This window comes from Pseudomonas sp. Leaf434 (genome assembly GCF_001425545.1).
Lineage (GTDB): Bacteria > Pseudomonadota > Gammaproteobacteria > Pseudomonadales > Pseudomonadaceae > Aquipseudomonas > Aquipseudomonas siliginis.
This window is the reverse complement of sequence record NZ_LMQZ01000008.1, coordinates 352,984-371,476: the sequence shown is the minus strand read 5'-3', so window position 1 is coordinate 371,476 and position 18,493 is coordinate 352,984. Positions and strand designations below refer to the sequence as shown.

Sequence of the window (18,493 nt, the reverse complement as noted above, 5' to 3'; positions counted from 1 at the left end):
GATGAAACCCCATGCCACGTCCATCAACCAGCGCCTGTTGCGTGGTCAGGCCCCGTCGTATGAACGTTTGCAGGCGCGCCTGGCCGAAGACGGCAGCGAGCCTGCCACCGCCCCGATTGCCGTGCATTGCGGCTGGGGCCGGCTGCTGATCGGCCATACCTTTCCCGACCCGGCATCGCTCGCGCAGGAGCTGCTCAACGAGCAGCCCGGCGAACGCGATATCGCCCTGTATGTTGCCGCACCGCAGCAGATTCTCGGCCTCGAGCCGACGCAGCTGTTTCTCGATCCATCCGACACCCTGCGTTTATGGTTCAGCGATTACCGGCAGGCCACGCGGGTGTTTCGCGGCTTCCGCATTCGTCGTGCGCAAAGCGAAACCGACTGGCAGGGCATCAACCGTTTGTACCAGGCGCGCGGCATGTTGCCGATCGATCAGGAGCTGCTCACCCCACATCATCAGGGCGGCCCGGTGTACTGGCTGGCGGAAGACGAGGACAGCGGCGCGGTGATCGGCAGTGTCATGGGTCTCAATCATGAAAAAGCCTTCAACGACCCGGAACACGGCAGCAGCCTGTGGTGCCTGGCGGTCGACCCGCATTGCTCGCGCCCCGGCGTCGGCGAAGTGCTGGTGCGACATCTGGTCGAGCACTTCATGAGTCGTGGTCTGGCTTATCTGGATCTGTCGGTGCTGCACGACAACCGCCAGGCGAAAAACCTTTACGCCAAACTGGGTTTCCGCAACCTGCCGACGTTCGCCATCAAGCGCAAGAACGGCATCAACCAGCCGCTGTTTCTCGGCCCGGGCCCGGAGGCGAATTTCAATCCTTACGCGCGGATCATCGTCGAAGAAGCGCATCGGCGCGGTATCGACGTGCAAGTGGATGACGCCGACGCCGGGCTGTTCACCCTCAGCCACGGCGGCCGTCGCGTGCGTTGCCGCGAGTCGCTGAGCGACCTGACCAGTGCGATCAGCATGACCTTGTGCCAGGACAAAAGCCTGACCCACAAGGTGCTGAAAGGCGCAGGTCTGAAACTGCCCGCGCAGCAACTGGCGGGCAACGCCGACGACAACCTGGCCTTCCTCGATGAACACCAACGGGTGGTGGTCAAACCTCTCGATGGCGAACAGGGCCACGGCGTCGCGGTGGATCTGCGCACCATCGAAGAAGTGCAGAAAGCCATCGAAACCGCCAAGCGGTTCGACAGTCGCGTGCTGCTGGAAAGCTTCCACGAAGGCCTTGATCTGCGCATCGTGGTGATCGGTTTTGAAGTGGTGGCGGCGGCGATTCGCCGTCCGGCGGAAGTGGTTGGCGATGGTCAGCATTCGATCGGTGCGCTGATCGAAGCGCAGAGCCGCCGTCGGCAAGCCGCCACCAGTGGCGAAAGCAAGATCCCGCTGGACCACGAAACCCAACGCACGCTGCACGCTGCCGGTTACGACTACAGCAGCATCCTGCCGGCCGGCGAGCATCTGTTCGTGCGGCGCACGGCCAATCTGCACACTGGCGGTACGCTGGAAGACGTGACCGACATTCTTCATCCGACCCTGGTCGACGCGGCAGTGCGCGCGGCGCGGGCGCTGGACATTCCGATGGTCGGGCTCGATCTGATGGTGCCGGCGGCGGATCAGCCCGAGTACGTGTTCATCGAAGCCAACGAACGCGCCGGCCTGGCCAACCATGAACCGCAGCCGACGGCGGAACGCTTTGTCGATCTGTTGTTTCCGCATAGTCAGCCGGCTGTTTCGTGATTATGAAGCGCCTCTACTGACGCCTTCGCGAGCAGGCTCGCTCCCACAGGGTGAATGCATTCCAAATGTGGGAGCGAGCCTGCTCGCGAAGAGGCCCTGAACGTCACCACCAATTTTCCTCATCGAAACCATCGATGTGCTCAACCCATCAGGAGTTTCCATGACCATGACCACACAAATCCCTGAACCGGATCTGGCTTACCTGCAAAAAGTCCTGCTGGAAATGCTCGCCATTCCCAGCCCTACCGGTTTCACCGACACCATCGTGCGCTACGTCGCCGAGCGTCTCGAAGAGCTGGGCATTCCGTTTGAAATGACCCGGCGCGGGACCATCCGCGCGACGTTGAAGGGCAAAAAAAGCAGCCCTGACCGCGCGGTGTCTGCGCACCTGGACACCATCGGCGCTGCTGTGCGTGCGGTGAAAGACAACGGTCGCCTGACCCTCGCCCCGGTCGGTTGCTGGTCGAGCCGTTTTGCCGAGGGCAGCCGGGTCAGCCTGTTTACTGACACCGGCGTGATTCGCGGCAGCGTGTTGCCGCTGATGGCGTCCGGGCACGCCTTCAACACCCAGGTCGATGAAATGCCGATCAGTTGGGACCATGTCGAGCTGCGTCTGGACGCCTACTGCACGACCAAAGCCGATTGCGAATCGCTGGGCATCCATGTCGGCGACGTGGTGGCCTTCGATCCGCTGCCGGAGTTCACTGAAAGCGGCCATATCAGCGCCCGCCACCTCGACGACAAGGCCGGTGTTGCCGCATTGCTCGCTGCGCTCAAGGCGATTGTCGACAGTGGCCAGGAACTGAACATCGATTGCCATCCACTGTTCACCATCACCGAGGAAACCGGCAGCGGTGCAGCGGCGGCATTGCCGTGGGACGTCAGCGAATTTGTCGGCATCGACATCGCACCGGTCGCCCCCGGCCAGCACTCCAGCGAACACGCGGTGAGCGTGGCGATGCAGGACTCCGGCGGGCCGTATGACTATCACCTGTCGCGGCATCTGTTGCGTCTGGCCGATGAACACGAATTGCCGGTGCGCCGTGACATGTTCCGCTATTACTTCAGCGATGCGCACTCGGCGGTCACCGCCGGCCACGACATTCGTACTGCCCTGCTCGCTTTCGGCTGCGATGCCACGCATGGCTACGAACGCACGCACATCGACAGCCTGGCGGCGCTCAGCCGTTTGCTCGGCGCGTACATTCTCAGCCCGCCGGTCTTCGCCAGCGATGCGGCGCCAGCCAATGCTTCACTGGATCGCTTCAGCCATCAGATTGAGCATGACACCCAAATGGAAAGCGAAACCCGCGTGCCGCCGGTGGACAGTCTGGTGGGGCAGCGTTCTGACAGTTGAACCTTCGGTGAACAGATAACCGCTTTCGCGAGCAGGCGCGCTCCCACAGGGATCGCATTTCAAAGGTGGGAGCGAGCCTGCTCGCGAATTGGCAGGCAAGACCGATACAAAACTGGCACGCAAAACCCAATCCCCGTAGCATCCCGACATTGATTTGACCGAGGTGCCCATGCTCATTCCCCACGACGCGCTTGAAGTCGACACCCTCACCCGCCTGATCGAGGATTTCGTCACCCGCGACGGTACCGACAACGGCGATGACACCCCGCTGGAGACCCGCGTCCTGCGTGTGCGCCAGGCGTTGACCAAAGGCCAGGCATTGATCGTGTTCGACCCGGAAAGCGAGCAGTGCCAGCTGATGCTCAAGCACGACGTACCCAAGCATCTGTTCGACTGAAACCGTCAGCCAGCCTTCGCCGCGGCTTCCTTGCGCTTGATCCGGTCATAGACCTCGGCGCGGTGTACATGGACCTTTTTCGGCGCCTCGACGCCGAAGCGCACGCTGGAGCCGTTGACCGACAGAACACGCAGGGTGATGTCGTCTCCGATTGAAATCAACTCACCGACCACACGGCTGAGTACAAGCATGGGATTCATCCTTCAGGACTGGCAAACCCTGAAGATGCGCGGCTTACAGCGTCTTCACAATCCACGACGAGCAAATCAGTCTTGCCCTACAGCTGCCCACGCCCGCAGCTGTCAGACGCTTCGCACAAAAGCCTCAGGCGGCGGAAAAGCGCGGCCCGAACAGAATGATGCTGGCACCGACCACGCACAGCGCCATGCCGATCCAGTCCGAGCCAAGCGGACGCACCCGCTCGACCACCGCCAGCCAGCCAATCGAAGCAACGATGTAGATCCCGCCATACGCGGCATAGGCGCGCCCGGCGTAGGCCGCTTCAACACGGGTCAGCAACAGCGCGAACAGGGTCAGGCTGAGCAACGCGGGAATCACCCACAACGCACTCTTGCCCTGGCGCAGCCACATGTAGAAGGCAAAACAGCCGGCGATTTCAAACAGCGCCGCAAGGAAGAACCACAAGTAATTGAGCATGGAGGCGTCTCGACAGGGTGACCGTGGCGGCCACCCTAACGACGCGGCGGGAATCGAACAAGATCAAGCGTTGTTTTGTTTGGCCTTGGCGCGCATTTTCTCGGCCATGGAAGTCATCTCGTTGTAGAGCAGTTGCGGATTCTTTTGCTTGATTGCCCAGGCCATGCGCCCTTGTTCGTGGGGCAGAATCAGGAATTCGCCGGCGGCGACTTGCTGGTAGATGTAGTCAGCGATGTCGGCGGCACTGATCGGCGAACTTTCCAGCAACTTGCCGACCTGGGCTTTCATGGCCGGGGTCGGGCCACGGAAAGAATCGAGCAAGTTGGTCTGGAAGAACGATGGGCAAACCACATGCACCGCCACTTCCTGCTGCGCCAGTTCGATCAGCAGACTTTCCGACAACGCCACTACGCCGGCCTTGGCCACGTTGTAGTTACTCATTGCCGGGCCTTGCATCAACGCGGCCATGGAGGCGATGTTGATGATCTTGCCCTTGCTCTGTTCCAGCAGCGGCAGGAACGCCTTGCAGCCCTTGACCACACCCATCAGGTTGATCGCGATCTGCCAGTCCCAGTCTTCCAGCGACAATTCGCTGAAGAATCCGCCCGATGCGACGCCGGCATTGTTGACGATGATGTCGATGCCGCCGAGCTTCTCTTCGCAGGCCTGGGCGAAGGCGGTGAGCTGGCTGTAATCGCGCACGTCACAGCGCTGGATGAAGCCGTCACCGCCCGCCTCGCGCACCAGTTTCAGGGTTTCCTGCAGGCCGGGTTCACTGACATCGGACAAGGCCAGCCGCCAGCCTTCACGGGCCCAGCGCAGGGCGATTTCGCGACCCAGGCCTGAGCCTGCACCAGTGATCATCATGCGATTTTGCATAGCGGACAGCCTTGTTGTTCCGGGAAAGATGAGCCGAGTGTAGCGAAGGAACTTCGTTCACCCACGCTCCATCCAGTTGCTGAATGGAGGATCAAAAGATTCCAGCCGTCATCGTTTTGGGGATGGTCTCCTGTAGGAGCTGCCGAAGGCTGCGATCTTTTGCTTTTTTGCTTTAAAGGAAATAACCAGCCAATCCAAATACATTAAAAAAACATTGAATTATTTTTCATCGGCGCAAGTCGGAACATATAAGCCGGCTGGAATTTAGTTGCTCTCCAGCTGCCCACTGAGCATCAAGACTCTTCCAGACTCTGAACAAGGAAATCACCCATGGGCACAATTCTAATCATCATCCTGATCCTGTTGCTGATCGGTGGTCTGCCGGTCTTCCCGCACTCCAGAAGTTGGGGTTATGGCCCGTCGGGCATTATCGGCGTGGTGTTGGTCGTGCTGCTGGTGCTGTTGTTACTCGGCAAGATATGACGATTTGAAGCTGTAAAAAAAGAGGCCCTTGTTCAAGGGCCTCTTTTTTATTGCGTGGACTTCAAGGAGTGATCAGTCCGGCTTGCCGTGAATGACACCGGCGGTGTTATCGAGCAAGCTCTTGGTCGCGGTTTGCAGGAACGCCTCAAGTTTGAGTTTGAGTTCGGCAGTGCGCGGCGCGTCCGGTACAACTTCGGCGTGCGGGTTGGCGCCAAGTTGATATTTCCAGATTTTCGGGCCCATGTCCTTGTCACGCGGCAGCACCAGAATCTCATCGGCGGTGACAATGGCGGTGGTCTGCTCGCTGCCCGAAGGCTTGATCACACCGAAACCGGTGTCGCCCTGCGGCAGGTTGAGCAGGTCGCGACCCCAGCACTGGTGACGTACTTCGCCACCGAGACGGCCCATGATGGTCGGCACGATGTCGATCTGCGTGCCCACGGTGTGGTCGCGGGTTCCGAACTTCTGCTGGATGCCCGGGGCAATCATCAGCATCGGCACGTTGAAGCGACCCAGGTCCATTTCGGTGATCTGGCGCTCGTTGCCGAAGCCGTGGTCGCCGACGATGACGAACAGGGTTTCGTTGAAGTACTTCTCTTTGCGCGCCTTCTCGAAGAACTGGCCGAGCGCCCAATCGGAGTAGCGCATGGCGGTCAGGTGTTCGTTGAGGCTGCCACGGTCAGTGACGCGTTCGACCGGCAATGGCGTCGGCAAGGCGTACGGCGTGTGGTTGGACAGGGTTTGCAGCAGTGCGTAGAACGGCTTGCCGTTTTCCCGCGCTTTCAGTTCCTGCAGGCCACGATCAAACATGTCCTGGTCGGAAACGCCCCAGGTCGGATCGGAGAACACCGGATTGACGAAGTCGTTGCGGCCAACGAAATTGGTCATGCCCTGGTTGCTGAAGAAGCCCGACTGGTTATCCCAGGCGAAGTCGCCGTTATAAACGTAGACGTCGTCATAGTCGCGGGCGCTGAGCAGCTGCGGCAGGCCGGACAGTTTGTGGCTGCCTTCCGGGGTCTGCATCAGGTATTCGAAACCTGGCAGGTTGGGGAAGCAGGCCATGGTCGCGAACATGCCCTGGTGGGTGTGGGTGCCGTTGGAGAAGAAACGGTCGAACAGCAGACCTTCCTTCGACAGCTTGTCCAGGTACGGGGTGATATTGCCCGGCGCGCCCAAAGCACCGACCGAGTGACCGGCCATGCTTTCCATCAGGATCACCACGACGTTCTTGATCGGCAGGGTCTTGTCGGCCGGCGGCATGTAATCACGGCGTACAGCGGCGATGTCGGCATCGACCAGTTTGTCGTCCGGCATCAGCAACATGTCGCGCACCACTTGCTGCGCCTGTTCCTGCGGAAGCGTGGCTTTCCAGATGTTGTCGCGGTCTTCGCCCATGCGCGCCTTGGCTGCGGCGACCAGCGACAGCGTGCCATTGAGGCCGAGCTGGTTGGCGAAGTTGGAATCGGTGGTGTAGACGTCACCCCAACGCATCGGTGGGCCTTGACGCAAGGTGCCGCGAGCGGCGACGACGCAGATCAGCAGGCAGACCACGAACACCGCCAGGCGGGTGTACCACGGCGCAACCTGACGGGAGCTGACGCTGCCGCCGCTGAACGGTCCGCGCGGGCGGGTGGCGCGGTCGGCGCCTTTGAACGCCAGGGTCAGAATGACCGTGCCGATCACCCACGCCAGCACGTAGCGCACCACCGGGAAACCGTACCAGAGCATGCTCATTACGGTTTTCGGGTCTTCCTTCACGTACTGGAACACCAGACCATTGAGGCGCTGGTGAAATTCGCGGTAGAAGTCCATCTCCATCAGGCCGAGGAACAGCGCGATGCTCGAGGCGACGGTCAGCCACAGACGGAAGAAACCGCGCGCGGCCATGGCCCGGGCACTGAACAGTGCCAGCACCAGCGGAATGCACAGGTAGACCACCAGGCGCAGGTCGAAACGCAGACCGTTGACGAACGCTTCAAGGAAGGTCGCGGCCGGGGTGTCGAGGATCATCTCGCGGTTGTAGACCAGCAGCGCAAGGCGCAGCGCGGAAAACATCACCATCATGACCAGTGCGCACAGCAGCGTGTAGGCCAGATGCGATTTGACGGTCGGTTGCAGCAGGCGAGCAGAAGATCGCTGCTGATTCAGGGCGTCCGGGTTTGCCATGTCGTTTTAGGACCCATTGGAAGTTGAAGTTGCAAAAATACAGCGGCGCCAGGCCCTCTATTGGTCAGTCCAGACCCCGGGGCGTGCGCGGTGCGCAAATGTTGCACGATCGTTCACACCATTGCCATTGATTACTGCCCTGCCCTTCGAGACTTTCATTCAAAGGGCTGACAGCGCAATGGCAGGCAACAAGTGCGGGCGAATTGTCTTGGAGACTTTGTGAAAATTTCGTGCAACGCATATCTGGAAATACAATTTAGAGACAAAACAAAACGCCCCGAACCGGTCGGGGCGTTTTGCTTACAGCCAATTGATTATTTCTCGGCGCGCTCTTTCAGCGCTTTCAGGGTATTGAATGGCGCATCGACCACAAACTTGTTGGCGACCATGGCCGGCACGCTACCGCCCGGCTCGGTGTGCACCTGGTAGGTCACTTCAACCTGATCGCCTTTAGGCACGAACTTCCAGAAGCCTTTGACTTGCTGGACCCGCACGAAGCCTTTTTCTTCCGGCAGATAGGTCGGTACGCCTTCAAGATTACGGGTCAGGCTGCCATCGGCGCCCTCAACGGTGGTGATCTTCAGCACCGAATCACGCGGTGTCACCGGCCATGGCGTGTTGAATTGCGAATAGGTCCAGCTCAGATCGCCTTCGTGCTTGAGCAGTTTCTGGCTCTTGCATTCGTGAATCCACGCGCAGGCGCCGGAGACGTCTTCCTGCAAGGCGCGCAGTTTGGCGACGGTGGTTTTCATCAGCGCGACGCCTTGGTAGGACTTGTAGTCCGAACCGGGTATTTCGCTCAGGGAAACCTTGATGCCGTCTTCGTTCTTGGCCACTTTCCAGTCTTCCGCGTGGGCGACCGAAGTGGCAAGTACGGCAGTCAGACCACACAACACAGCGATACGGTGCAGCGAACCCATAGTGTTATTCCTTATTGTTGAAGTTCCGTTGGTGAACACATCACGCCGCCGTCATCTGCTCCCACCAGCCGATCAATCTGATCGCTTCTTCTGAACTGCTGCCGCACACCTCGACATCCGCAGCGAAGCCCGAGCACACAGCCGGACGTTCCGGACGGCCGAAAATGCTGCACAGGTTATCGACCGACAGTTGCACGCAACGTTCGCCGGCGGGCTTGCCATCGGGCATGCCGGGGATCGGCGAACTGATGGAGGGGGCAATGCAGCAAGCGCCACAGCCTTCACGGCATTTCATGACGAACAGATCCTCGCGACGGGCGATGTGTAAAGAGACGGGGAACAGAGTAACCGCTAAAACAGCTGTTTCAAATTGCTGCAAGCGGCTTTTCAACGATAAGTAAAAGTGACCGGGCAGTCTCCGACGAAGCGTCTGCTCTGCGCGTCGCAGAGGGCAGCATCTATTGCTTGAATTCGAAATCCAGCGCCGCACCTTCCACATCGCGTCGCGCTTCGTTGCGCAATTGCAACTCCATTTCATTGCTGAGCAAGCGGCCGTTGAGCTGGAAGCCGTTATCTTTTTCGCCAAACATCTGCGGCAGGATCGCCTCGCGTTTGGGCAGTTCTACGGTGCCCTGTGGCTTCAGGTCTTCAACCATATCCTTGGGCAGGCTGAGATCGAGTTTTGCCGGCGGCAATTTGGTCTTGGCCACCTCGCTGGCGGATTTCGACTTCGAGGCAACCGGGCGACGCTTCTTCACCGTGGCGTTTTTTTTGGCCTGGGCTTTTTTTGCCGGAACCATGGTTTTGACGGCTTTCTTCGTGGTACTGGTCGCTGCCGGTTTTTCCTGGGCTGCGGCCGCCAGGACACCCGGTGCCTGACCGATCATCAACAAACCCAGCAATACCCACGCGGCAGGAACAATCGCTTTCATGGACCCAACGAACTAACGGCAGAGGGCCACATGCTCGCTTGTTGTGCGTCACATGACAAGCCTCAGCGCCCTCCTCGTTCAGAATCCGCCAGCCATTTCCTGACACAGTTGGGTGGCCAACAGACCCAGCGTCATCAGCGCGCGCTCCGCCTCGCGATTCCACGGAATACCGCAATTGAGCCGGATACAGTGGTTGAACTGCTCGGTGTTGCTGAAGATCAGACCCGGCGCGATGCTGATGCCTTGTTGCAGTGCGCGGACATGCAATTCCTGGGTGTTGACCCGCCCCGGCAAGCTCACCCAAAGGATGAAACCGCCCGTTGGCCGGGACATCTGCGTGCCTTCAGGGAAATGCTGTTGAACCGCCAGCTGGAACGCGCTGAGGTTTTTCCGGTATTCCTGGCGGATGTAGCGTAAATGCCGGTCATAACCGCCGTTTTCCAGATAGGCGGCAATCGCCATCTGCGTGACGCTGCACGCCGAATGGGTGCTGAAGGTTTGCAGGCGCTGGATTTCCTGTTGGTATTTGCCGGCGATCATCCAGCCGATACGCACACCTGGCGACAAGGTTTTGGAGAAGCTCGAGCAGTAGATCACCCGATCCAGCCTGTCGTAAGCCTTCAGCGCCTTGGTACGGCCCTGCTCGAACATCAGTTCGCCGTAGATATCGTCTTCGACAATCTGAATGTCGAAATCCGAGGCCAGACGCAACAACTGTTTCTGCCGCTCTTCCGGCATGGTCCCGCCGAGGGGATTGCTCAGGCGCGTGGTGAGCACCAGCGCCTTGATCGACCATTGGTTGGCGGCCAGTTGCAAGGCTTCCAGGCTCATGCCGGTGGCGGGGTCGCTGGGGATTTCGATGACCTTCAGGCCAAGCAGATCGGCCAGTTGCAGCAGGCCGTAATAGGTCGGTGATTCGGCAGCGATCAGATCCCCCGGCCGGGTCAGCACACGCAATGACATCTGCAAGGCGTCGACACAGCCGTGGGTAATCACCACTTCCGACGGATCGACCACCACGCCGGCGTCACGCATGCGGATCGCCACTTGCCGACGCAGCGGTTCGAAGCCGGGGCTGAACATGTAGCTGAACGCCCGTGGGCTGTGAAACCGGGTGACTTTGGCCAGTTGCTGATGCAGCGCGCGCACCGGCAGATAATCGACGCTCGGCACCGCAGCGCCCAGCGGAAACACGCCTTCGCGGCGGGATTCGACCAATACCTGCTGAATGATGCTGCTGCGCGTCACCAGCCCCGGCCGTTCGACCCGGGCAATATCCGGCGTCGGCGCGGTCAGCGCTGGGGTCTGGTGCACGTAGTAACCCGACTGCGGCCGAGCGCGGATCAGGCCCTGATCTTCAAGGTTGGCGTAAGCCTGCAACACCGTCGCATGGCTGACGTTGAGCTGCGAACTCATCTTGCGCACCGAAGGCACGCGCTCCCCCGGTTGATAGACACCACGGCGGATGTCTTCGGCCAGTTGCTGAGCAATACGTTGGTAGAGCAAGAGATTGGTCATGACGCAGCACTCGATTTCACGGGCGTTTTATTCTTGTCTGAAACAATACCGGAACAGTTTAGAAGTGTACTGGGACAGTTGCCAGATTACTCGACCGTACAGTGGGGTGTCTGCCCCATCTGTACGGTTTTGCGCAGCAATCGACAGACATAAAAAAGCCCGGCACTGCATGACAGTCCGGGCTTTCCAGAGACGCAGCCCTCAGCGGGCGGCGCCGAGCTGGCCTTTTTCGTCGGAGAACACGATTTCCACCCGGCGGTTCTGCGCCCTGCCGCGCTCGGAGGCGTTGGCGTCAACCGGGAACTGGTCGCCATAACCTTCGACCTGAATGCGTTTTTCATCGATGCCCAGATCGACCAGCACGTCAGCTACCGACTGCGCACGATCGCGGGACAGTTTGAGGTTTTCCTGTTTGCCACCGGTGCTGTCGGTGTAGCCCTCGATGCGCACCACGCGCTTGGGGTTGAGTTGCAGAAACTGCACGATCTTCAGCACGACACGGTTGGCCGAGTTTTTCAGTTCCGCCTGGCCGGTGTCGAACAACACGTCGCCGAGGGTCATGACCAGCCCCCGGTCGGTCTGTGTGGTGGCCAGCGCCTCGATCTGTTCCTCCAGCCACTTGCCCTGCTGCTGCACACTGAGCAGCTTCGACTCGCGCAGAGCCAGTTGCAGACGCTGACGCTCAAGCTCGAGCTTGGCTGCGCGTTCCTCGTTGAGCGCCTGGTTGGTGTGCTCGCGGGCGATTTCGCTGTAGCGCTGGCTCAAGTAGGCGTAATGCACCACGTCGGCACCGCTGCCCCAATAGGTCGACAGCCGATCGGCACGGGCCAGGGATTCGCCGGCGCGGATCACGTCTTTCGGCGCAATGCGCAGGACGTTGGAATCTTCCTTGACCTTCTGGAAATCAGCGCCGGCCTGTTGCAGCGCCGCCTCGCTGTGCTGGCCAGCGCAGCCGTACAGGCTGGCGCAACCGGCGAGGAGCAGAATGCCCAAAGCGTTGGACTTGAGGCTCATTGCGCTTCCCCCAGTTGCAGCTGCTTGCGCAGGCGGACAATGCGGGTATTGAGCACATTGAGTTGCTCTTCACTTTTTTTCGTCAGCACCTTGGCTTCGGCCAGACGTGCATCCAGTTCGGCCTGCTCGGCACGCATGCGCGCATTGCGATAGGACTCGTCGGCCATGCTGCCTTTGGCGCGGTTGTACTTGGTTTCGGCCAGTTGCATTTCCGGCACTTCGTCAGCGGTGGCGCCGACTGCCTTGGCCTGCACGATGGCTTGTTCGGTCAAACGCATTTGTTCACTGGGTGCCGGATCGGATGCGCACCCGGCCAGGGCCAGAACGGCCACAGCCGCGAAAAGAGGTCGAATACTCACTAAGAATCCCTACTGTTTTGGGGCACTGACAGGTTGTGGCGGCTGTTGCTGTTGCGCCTTCCAGCGCTCGATGTTGCGTTGCAGCGCGGCTTCCGTCAGTCCGGACGCGGGCAATTCTGTCATCTTTTTGGCGAGCTGTCCGCGCAACCACGGATCGTTGCAGGCCGAGTTATGCGAAACCGCGAGGAACAGACCCGGCCGGTCGATGGGTTGTTCGAACGCCAACAGATCGCTGGTCATGCCCAATGTCTGCGCGGCGGCCAGGCCTGAGTAACGTCCGGCGAGGACATATTCCACCTCGCCCAACAGCAGTTTCTGTAATGCCTCGGTAAGGTTTGCTGTGCGGGTCAGGGTCAGATTCTGTTCGGCGAAAGTGCCGAATGCCTGGGTCATCCGCGACTTTTCCGACACCGCCCCGGCATGGCCTTTCAGGTCGCTGGCCTCGCCGTAGGTCAGCGTCGAGCCTTTGCGCGTCCACACCAGATAGTCGTTTTCCAGCAGTGGCGGATGGATGTAGTCGAGGTTTTCCAGCTCATTCACGGTCAACGGCGCGTCGGCCAGCATGTCCATGCGCCCGCTGCGCACTTCATCGAGGGCCTGCGAGCGTTTGCCGGCGTAGAGCAGGTCAACTTTGATGCCCAGATCCTTGGCCACTTGCTGCAGCAAATCGGCGCTAGCGCCGATCAGGCGTTTGGGATTTTGCGGGTCCTGCCACAGATAGGGCGGCGCATCCGGGCTGCCGGTGACAACCAGGCGCTCGCACTTGCCAGCGGCCGTGGCCAGACCTGGCAACAGCACCCATCCCAACAACCATCCGCAGCGCAGATCCATGGCTAAACGCTCCCGCTTGAAATTCGAGACAAAAAAAAAGCCCGACCAACAGGCCGGGCTCTTTATAAGTGAAGCCGCAGGATTAGACCAGCTTCTCCAGCTCAGGTACTGCTTCGAACAGATCCGCCACGAGGCCGTAATCGGCCACCTGGAAGATCGGCGCTTCTTCGTCCTTGTTGATCGCAACGATCACCTTGGAGTCTTTCATACCGGCCAGATGCTGGATCGCGCCGGAGATACCGACGGCAATGTACAGCTGTGGCGCAACGATCTTGCCGGTCTGACCGACCTGCATGTCGTTCGGTACGAAACCTGCGTCGACCGCAGCGCGCGAAGCGCCAACAGCAGCGCCAAGCTTGTCGGCCAGGGCGTACAGGTGTTTGAAGTTGTCACCGTTCTGCATGCCGCGGCCGCCAGAGACGACGATCTTGGCAGCGGTCAGCTCAGGACGATCGGACTTGGCCAGCTCTTCGCTGACGAAGCTCGAGGTACCGGCGTCGTGCGCAGCGCCAACAGCTTCAACGGCAGCCGAACCACCTTCAGCAGCAACCGGATCGAAACCGGTGGCACGCACGGTGATCACTTTGATCGCGGCGGTCGATTGCACGGTGGCGATGGCGTTACCGGCGTAGATCGGACGCTTGAAAGTGTCAGCGCTTTCTACCGAAATGATCTCGGAGATCTGGTCAACGTCCAGCGCAGCGGCAACGCGCGGCAGGATGTTTTTGCCGTTGGAAGTGGCGGCAGCCAGAATGTGGCTGTAATTCTTGCCCAACTCTGCAACCAGCGGAGCAACGTTTTCCGGCAGCTGATGCGCGTAAGCGGCGTTGTCAGCATTCAGGACTTTGCTCACGCCAGCGATTTTCGCTGCGGCTTCGGCCACCGGGCCTGCGCCCTGACCTGCTACCAGAACGTGGATGTCGCCGCCGATTTTGGCCGCAGCAGCCACGGTGTTCAGTGTGGCCGGGGCCAGCACTTTGTTGTCGTGTTCAGCAATAACCAAGATAGTCATTTAGATTACCTTCGCTTCGTTCTTGAGTTTTTCAACCAGTTCAGCCACCGACTTGACCTTGATGCCCGCGCTGCGTGCAGCCGGCGCTTCGACTTTCAGGGTCTTGTTGGTGGAGGCGGTGGAAACGCCCAAAGCGTCCGGAGTCAGCACTTCGAGAGGCTTCTTCTTGGCTTTCATGATGTTTGGCAGGGACGCATAGCGCGGCTCGTTCAAACGCAGGTCGGTGGTGACGATGGCCGGCAGTTTCAGCGAAACGGTCTGCGCGCCGCCGTCGATTTCGCGAGTCACGGCAACGCTGTCGCCGGAGACTTCGACTTTCGAAGCGAAGGTGCCCTGACCGTAGCCGCTCAGTGCCGCGAGCATCTGGCCGGTCTGGTTGTTGTCGCTGTCGATCGCCTGTTTGCCAAGGATCACCAGCTGAGGCTGCTCCTTGTCGACAACGGCCTTGAGCAGCTTGGCCACGGCCAGCGAGGTCAGGTCTTCAGCGGATTCGACGAGGATGGCGCGGTCGGCACCCAGAGCCAGTGCGGTACGCAGCTGCTCCTGAGCGGTGGTCGGGCCGATCGAGACGACGACGATTTCAGTCGCAACGCCCTTCTCTTTCAGGCGTACGGCTTCTTCCACGGCGATTTCGCAGAACGGGTTCATCGACATCTTGACGTTGGCGAGGTCGACGCCGGAATTGTCCGCCTTGACGCGGACCTTGACGTTGTAATCCACAACGCGTTTGACAGCTACAAGAACCTTCATGGATTCCTCGTTACTCTCCGGTGAAAAGAAAGTCGCCTAGGCGAACCTGGCGGATGATGCTCATCGGGCGACAAGGGCACCTCTAAAAACGCCGGCTTGAATGTGAGGTGATTCACTTCGCGAAGAGCGGTGACCGTTCGTCAGGGGTGACTGTCGGGTCATTCATTCTCACGCTGTGTAAACTGCGCGCCGGACTTGCGCTGCGCATCACCGTCTACTGCCTGTGCCCTGTCTTTAGAGGTGCTCTTGAAACCGCCAGTCTGCCTACGGCGAGCGCAAAACCGCCCGTATCTTGACCGGAACGCCCATTCTGGTCAATACGCCAAAATGCCCTGTCATAAGCCGCGCTTCTTTGATTTATCAGGGCTGGAGGCGATTCAAACAAACGTTTGTATTGGACGCTAGGAGTGGTGTAGATATAATGCGCCGCCTAGAGAGAAAGGTGGATTCGCCAATATTCCCTTTGACGTTAACGTAAAGGCAATACGGATGCGAGATCAAACCTCCATATTAGAAAAAAAACTGTTGAGCCTTGAGTAGGAGATAGCCTGTGGAACGCGAATACATGGAATTCGACGTCGTCATCGTCGGTGCCGGCCCCGCTGGTCTGTCCGCCGCCTGCCGCTTGAAGCAGAAGGCCGCTGACGCCGGTAAGGAAATCAGCGTCTGCGTGGTCGAAAAAGGCTCCGAAGTCGGCGCACACATCCTCTCCGGTGCGGTGTTCGAACCCCGCGCCCTGAACGAACTGTTCCCGGACTGGAAAGAACTCGGCGCACCGCTGAACACGCCAGTCACGCGCGATGACATTTTCGTACTGAAAAACGCCGACAGCGCGCAGAAGATTCCCGACTTCTTTGTGCCCAAGACCATGCACAACGAAGGCAACTACATCATCTCCCTGGGCAACCTGTGCCGCTGGCTGGCTCAGCAGGCCGAGAACCTGGGTGTGGAAATCTATCCGGGCTTCGCCGCTCAGGAAGCGCTGATCGATGAAAACGGCGTAGTGCGCGGGATCATCACCGGTGATCTGGGCGTCGACCGTGAAGGCAGCCCGAAAGAAGGCCTGTACACCCCTGGCATGGAACTGCGTGGCAAATACACGCTGTTCGCCGAAGGCTGCCGTGGCCACATCGGCAAGCAACTGATCAAGCGCTACAACCTCGACAGCGATGCCGACGTGCAGCATTACGGCATTGGTCTGAAAGAGATCTGGGAAATCGACCCGGCCAAGCATCAGCCGGGCCTCGTGGTGCACACCGCCGGTTGGCCGCTGGACATCATGGGCACCGAGAACACCGGCGGCTCGTTCCTCTATCACCTGGAAAACAATCAGGTGGTGGTCGGTCTGATCGTCGACCTGTCCTACAGCAACACTTACCTGTCGCCGTTCGATGAGTTCCAGCGCCTCAAGCATCACCCGGTGCTCAAGCAATATCTGGAAGGCGGCAAGCGCGTCAGCTATGGCGCCCGCGCCATCGCCAAGGGTGGCCTGAACTCGCTGCCGAAAATGGTCTTCAAGGGCGGCGCGCTGATCGGTTGCGACCTCGGCACCCTGAACTTCGCCAAGATCAAAGGCAGCCACACCGCGATGAAGTCCGGCATGCTCGCGGCGGAATCGGTAGCCGATGCGCTGTTTGCCGAGCAGGATTGCACCGTCGAACTGACCACTTACGTCGACGCATTCAAGAACAGCTGGCTGCATGAAGAACTGTTCGCCAGCCGTAACTTCGGCCCGGCGATCCACAAGTACGGCGCGATCATCGGCGGTGGTTTCAACTGGCTGGACCAGAACATCTTCGGCGGCAAACTGCCGTTCACCCTGCGCGACACCAAGCCGGATTACGCCTGCCTCAAGCTCGCGGCCGACTGCAAGAAGATCGACTATCCGAAACCCGACGGCAAACTGAGTTTCGACAAACTCAGCTCGGTGTTCATCTCTGGTACCAACCACGAAGAAGAGCAGCCGTGCCACTTGAAGCTGACCGATCCGAGCATCCCGATCAGCAAAAACCTGCCGTTGTACGACGAACCGGCGCAGCGTTACTGCCCGGCCGGCGTATACGAAGTGATCACCAAGGAAGATGGCGAGAAGCGCTTCCAGATCAACGCCCAGAACTGCGTGCACTGCAAGACCTGTGACATCAAGGACCCTGCGCAGAACATCACCTGGGTGGCGCCGGAAGGTGCCGGCGGCCCGACTTACCCGAACATGTAAGACGAAACGCTGAACAACAAGGCTCCCGAAATGGGGGCCTTTTTGTTGCCCAAAATTCCCCTGACACCACAAAACAACTGTGGGAGCGAGCCTGCTTGCGAAAGCGGTGTGTCATATGAAGATGATGTCGACTGATCCAGCGCCTTCGCGAGCAGGCTCGCTCCCACAGGGAATATCGGCGGATCAGGCAGCGCGCTCATCCCCCGGACTGCGTTCGAAGTAACGCTTGTACTCGCGGCTGAACTGCGACGTGCTCTGATACCCCACCCGATGCGCCACCTGCGCGACACCCAGCCCCTCCGCCACCAGCAGCGTCTGCGCCTTCAACAAGCGCAAACGCTTGAGATACTGCACCGGCGACAATAGTGTGCTGCGCTTGAAATGCTCATGAAACGTCGACACGCTCATGTTCGCGCAACCGGCCAGTGTCTCGACATTGAGCGGCTCGGTGTAATGCGCATGCAGATGGCTGATCGACGCCGCCACCCGGGCGAATTGCCCTTGTTGCTCGACCAACGCACGCAATACATCCGCCTGCGGCCCGCGCAACGCAACGAACAACAACTCGCGGACCCGCGCCGGGCCGAGAATCTGGCATTCCAGCGGATCGTGCAGACAGCTGAGCAGCCGTTCGACACAACCGCGCATGCCATCGTCGAGCACCACCGAGGTCATCGACTCCGGCGTCTGCGCCGGAATATGCCGACCCGGCGCCAGCCCCATGGCCAGCACCAATTCGCCGAGCAGGACGCGATCAATCGCCACCGACACACCGAGCAATGGCGCATCGGGCAAGGCAAAGGTTTCACATTCGAACGGCACCGGCAGCGCCTGGATCAGGTAATGCCCGGCGCCGTATTCCATGGTTCGTGGGCCGAGGAACGCCAGTTTACTGCCCTGGGCGATGATCATCAGGCTCGGCTCGTAAATGTGCGGGCCACGGGCGACGTCGCAACTGGCGCGCAGGATCTGCACACCGGGCAGGCCGGTCTGGCTGTAGCCATCGCGCAGCGCCAGCGGTTCGATCAGCGAAACCAGCCGGGCATTGGCATCAAGATGACGGGTCAACTGCATCGAATAGGTCTTCGTAAAATTCACGGAAAAGGGGATGAAAACATCATCGCAGATCCGCTGACCAATGCGATCGCCGAAACCCGCATGCCGGAGGATTAGGCATGAGACCCGGAGAAATCGTCATGGCCGCACCCGCGTCTGACGGCCAGAATTCACCGCCTCACTTGTCACTGTTTTTG

Annotated in this window: 19 protein-coding genes; 5 read left to right on the top strand and 14 right to left on the bottom strand. The window is 59.8% G+C overall.

Annotated features, from left to right (window positions below; translation table 11 throughout):
- Position 1: 1 nt before the first annotated feature.
- The 3 genes from ngg (at position 2) to ASG55_RS16540 (ending at position 3,504) form a co-directional block, all read left to right on the top strand.
- Positions 2–1,750 carry an N-acetylglutaminylglutamine synthetase gene (gene ngg / locus ASG55_RS16550; protein ID WP_041478249.1) on the top strand — a complete coding sequence of 583 codons (1,749 nt, stop codon included), beginning with the start codon at positions 2–4 and terminating at the stop codon, positions 1,748–1,750.
- Between the two features lie 166 nt (positions 1,751–1,916).
- The gene (locus ASG55_RS16545) at positions 1,917–3,107 is read left to right on the top strand and encodes an osmoprotectant NAGGN system M42 family peptidase (RefSeq protein WP_024013890.1); all 1,191 of its coding nucleotides are present in this window, start codon (positions 1,917–1,919) and stop codon (positions 3,105–3,107) included.
- Between the two features lie 169 nt (positions 3,108–3,276).
- Complete coding sequence (locus ASG55_RS16540; RefSeq protein ID WP_003172962.1) at positions 3,277–3,504, top strand: YheU family protein; 228 nt, start codon at positions 3,277–3,279, stop codon at positions 3,502–3,504.
- Between the two features lie 5 nt (positions 3,505–3,509).
- Here the strand turns inward: ASG55_RS16540 and csrA are convergent, their stop codons facing one another.
- From csrA to ASG55_RS16525, 3 genes are all read right to left on the bottom strand, one after another.
- A complete protein-coding gene (csrA, locus tag ASG55_RS16535) occupies positions 3,510–3,695 on the bottom strand; it encodes a carbon storage regulator CsrA (RefSeq protein ID WP_024013891.1) in 186 nt (61 codons plus the stop codon).
- A gap of 133 nt (positions 3,696–3,828) precedes the next feature.
- Complete coding sequence (locus tag ASG55_RS16530; protein ID WP_016770946.1) at positions 3,829–4,161, bottom strand: YnfA family protein; 333 nt, start codon at positions 4,159–4,161, stop codon at positions 3,829–3,831.
- A gap of 63 nt (positions 4,162–4,224) precedes the next feature.
- Positions 4,225–5,040 (bottom strand): SDR family oxidoreductase, encoded by an 816-nt coding sequence (locus ASG55_RS16525; RefSeq protein WP_016770947.1) that lies wholly within the window; start codon positions 5,038–5,040, stop codon positions 4,225–4,227.
- 330 nt (positions 5,041–5,370) lie between these two features.
- Here ASG55_RS16525 and ASG55_RS26415 point away from each other — a divergent pair, with 330 nt between their 5' ends.
- Entirely contained in the window at positions 5,371–5,523 is a 153-nt protein-coding gene (locus tag ASG55_RS26415) for a DUF3309 family protein (RefSeq protein ID WP_003183939.1), read from the top strand.
- 72 nt (positions 5,524–5,595) lie between these two features.
- Here the strand turns inward: ASG55_RS26415 and ASG55_RS16520 are convergent, their stop codons facing one another.
- The 10 genes from ASG55_RS16520 to ASG55_RS16475 all read right to left on the bottom strand — a co-directional run bounded on the left by ASG55_RS16520 (position 5,596) and on the right by ASG55_RS16475 (position 15,025).
- Complete coding sequence (locus tag ASG55_RS16520) at positions 5,596–7,689, bottom strand: LTA synthase family protein (RefSeq protein WP_056788312.1); 2,094 nt, start codon at positions 7,687–7,689, stop codon at positions 5,596–5,598.
- Between the two features lie 314 nt (positions 7,690–8,003).
- On the bottom strand, positions 8,004–8,609 hold the full coding sequence (locus ASG55_RS16515) for an START domain-containing protein (protein ID WP_056788309.1): 606 nt from the start codon (positions 8,607–8,609) through the stop codon (positions 8,004–8,006).
- 40 nt (positions 8,610–8,649) lie between these two features.
- Entirely contained in the window at positions 8,650–8,904 is a 255-nt protein-coding gene (locus tag ASG55_RS16510; protein WP_016770949.1) for a YkgJ family cysteine cluster protein, read from the bottom strand.
- Positions 8,905–9,067: 163 nt separating this feature from the next.
- Positions 9,068–9,541, bottom strand: a complete 474-nt coding sequence (locus tag ASG55_RS16505; protein WP_056788307.1) for a hypothetical protein — start codon at positions 9,539–9,541, stop codon at positions 9,068–9,070.
- Between the two features lie 78 nt (positions 9,542–9,619).
- Positions 9,620–11,059, bottom strand: coding sequence for an aminotransferase-like domain-containing protein (locus ASG55_RS16500; protein ID WP_041478242.1), 1,440 nt, complete (start codon positions 11,057–11,059; stop codon positions 9,620–9,622).
- A 201-nt stretch (positions 11,060–11,260) separates the two neighbouring features.
- The gene (locus ASG55_RS16495) at positions 11,261–12,073 is read right to left on the bottom strand and encodes an OmpA family protein (RefSeq protein WP_056788304.1); all 813 of its coding nucleotides are present in this window, start codon (positions 12,071–12,073) and stop codon (positions 11,261–11,263) included.
- Positions 12,070–12,432 carry a DUF4398 domain-containing protein gene (locus ASG55_RS16490; protein WP_038860459.1) on the bottom strand — a complete coding sequence of 121 codons (363 nt, stop codon included), beginning with the start codon at positions 12,430–12,432 and terminating at the stop codon, positions 12,070–12,072. The genes ASG55_RS16495 and ASG55_RS16490 overlap by 4 nt, the downstream gene beginning before the upstream one ends.
- A gap of 9 nt (positions 12,433–12,441) precedes the next feature.
- Positions 12,442–13,263 carry a substrate-binding periplasmic protein gene (locus ASG55_RS16485; protein ID WP_056788301.1) on the bottom strand — a complete coding sequence of 274 codons (822 nt, stop codon included), beginning with the start codon at positions 13,261–13,263 and terminating at the stop codon, positions 12,442–12,444.
- 82 nt (positions 13,264–13,345) lie between these two features.
- Positions 13,346–14,275, bottom strand: a complete 930-nt coding sequence (locus ASG55_RS16480) for an electron transfer flavoprotein subunit alpha/FixB family protein (protein WP_056788298.1) — start codon at positions 14,273–14,275, stop codon at positions 13,346–13,348.
- Positions 14,276–15,025, bottom strand: a complete 750-nt coding sequence (locus ASG55_RS16475) for an electron transfer flavoprotein subunit beta/FixA family protein (protein WP_007908338.1) — start codon at positions 15,023–15,025, stop codon at positions 14,276–14,278. It lies immediately after the preceding gene.
- Between the two features lie 550 nt (positions 15,026–15,575).
- On the opposite strand from ASG55_RS16475, the gene ASG55_RS16470 reads away from it, so the two are divergent.
- Positions 15,576–17,240, top strand: a complete 1,665-nt coding sequence (locus ASG55_RS16470) for an electron transfer flavoprotein-ubiquinone oxidoreductase (protein ID WP_056788294.1) — start codon at positions 15,576–15,578, stop codon at positions 17,238–17,240.
- A gap of 183 nt (positions 17,241–17,423) precedes the next feature.
- Here the strand turns inward: ASG55_RS16470 and ASG55_RS16465 are convergent, their stop codons facing one another.
- Positions 17,424–18,314: an AraC family transcriptional regulator gene (locus ASG55_RS16465; protein WP_016770956.1), complete on the bottom strand. Its 891-nt coding sequence runs from the start codon at positions 18,312–18,314 to the stop codon at positions 17,424–17,426.
- Positions 18,315–18,493 lie beyond the last annotated feature (179 nt).

Excerpts from the sequence above, each read along its gene's own strand:
- ngg (WP_041478249.1), top strand. The coding sequence starts at position 2 with ATGAAACCCCATGCCACGTCCATCAACCAGCGCCTGTTGCGTGGTCAG.
- ASG55_RS16545 (WP_024013890.1), top strand. The coding sequence starts at position 1,917 with ATGACCACACAAATCCCTGAACCGGATCTGGCTTACCTGCAAAAAGTC.
- ASG55_RS16540 (WP_003172962.1), top strand. The coding sequence starts at position 3,277 with ATGCTCATTCCCCACGACGCGCTTGAAGTCGACACCCTCACCCGCCTG.
- csrA (WP_024013891.1), bottom strand. The coding sequence starts at position 3,695 with ATGCTTGTACTCAGCCGTGTGGTCGGTGAGTTGATTTCAATCGGAGAC.
- ASG55_RS16530 (WP_016770946.1), bottom strand. The coding sequence starts at position 4,161 with ATGCTCAATTACTTGTGGTTCTTCCTTGCGGCGCTGTTTGAAATCGCC.
- ASG55_RS16525 (WP_016770947.1), bottom strand. The coding sequence starts at position 5,040 with ATGCAAAATCGCATGATGATCACTGGTGCAGGCTCAGGCCTGGGTCGC.
- ASG55_RS26415 (WP_003183939.1), top strand. The coding sequence starts at position 5,371 with ATGGGCACAATTCTAATCATCATCCTGATCCTGTTGCTGATCGGTGGT.
- ASG55_RS16520 (WP_056788312.1), bottom strand. The coding sequence starts at position 7,689 with ATGGCAAACCCGGACGCCCTGAATCAGCAGCGATCTTCTGCTCGCCTG.
- ASG55_RS16515 (WP_056788309.1), bottom strand. The coding sequence starts at position 8,609 with ATGGGTTCGCTGCACCGTATCGCTGTGTTGTGTGGTCTGACTGCCGTA.
- ASG55_RS16510 (WP_016770949.1), bottom strand. The coding sequence starts at position 8,904 with ATGAAATGCCGTGAAGGCTGTGGCGCTTGCTGCATTGCCCCCTCCATC.
- ASG55_RS16505 (WP_056788307.1), bottom strand. The coding sequence starts at position 9,541 with ATGAAAGCGATTGTTCCTGCCGCGTGGGTATTGCTGGGTTTGTTGATG.
- ASG55_RS16500 (WP_041478242.1), bottom strand. The coding sequence starts at position 11,059 with ATGACCAATCTCTTGCTCTACCAACGTATTGCTCAGCAACTGGCCGAA.
- ASG55_RS16495 (WP_056788304.1), bottom strand. The coding sequence starts at position 12,073 with ATGAGCCTCAAGTCCAACGCTTTGGGCATTCTGCTCCTCGCCGGTTGC.
- ASG55_RS16485 (WP_056788301.1), bottom strand. The coding sequence starts at position 13,263 with ATGGATCTGCGCTGCGGATGGTTGTTGGGATGGGTGCTGTTGCCAGGT.
- ASG55_RS16480 (WP_056788298.1), bottom strand. The coding sequence starts at position 14,275 with ATGACTATCTTGGTTATTGCTGAACACGACAACAAAGTGCTGGCCCCG.
- ASG55_RS16475 (WP_007908338.1), bottom strand. The coding sequence starts at position 15,025 with ATGAAGGTTCTTGTAGCTGTCAAACGCGTTGTGGATTACAACGTCAAG.
- ASG55_RS16465 (WP_016770956.1), bottom strand. The coding sequence starts at position 18,314 with ATGCAGTTGACCCGTCATCTTGATGCCAATGCCCGGCTGGTTTCGCTG.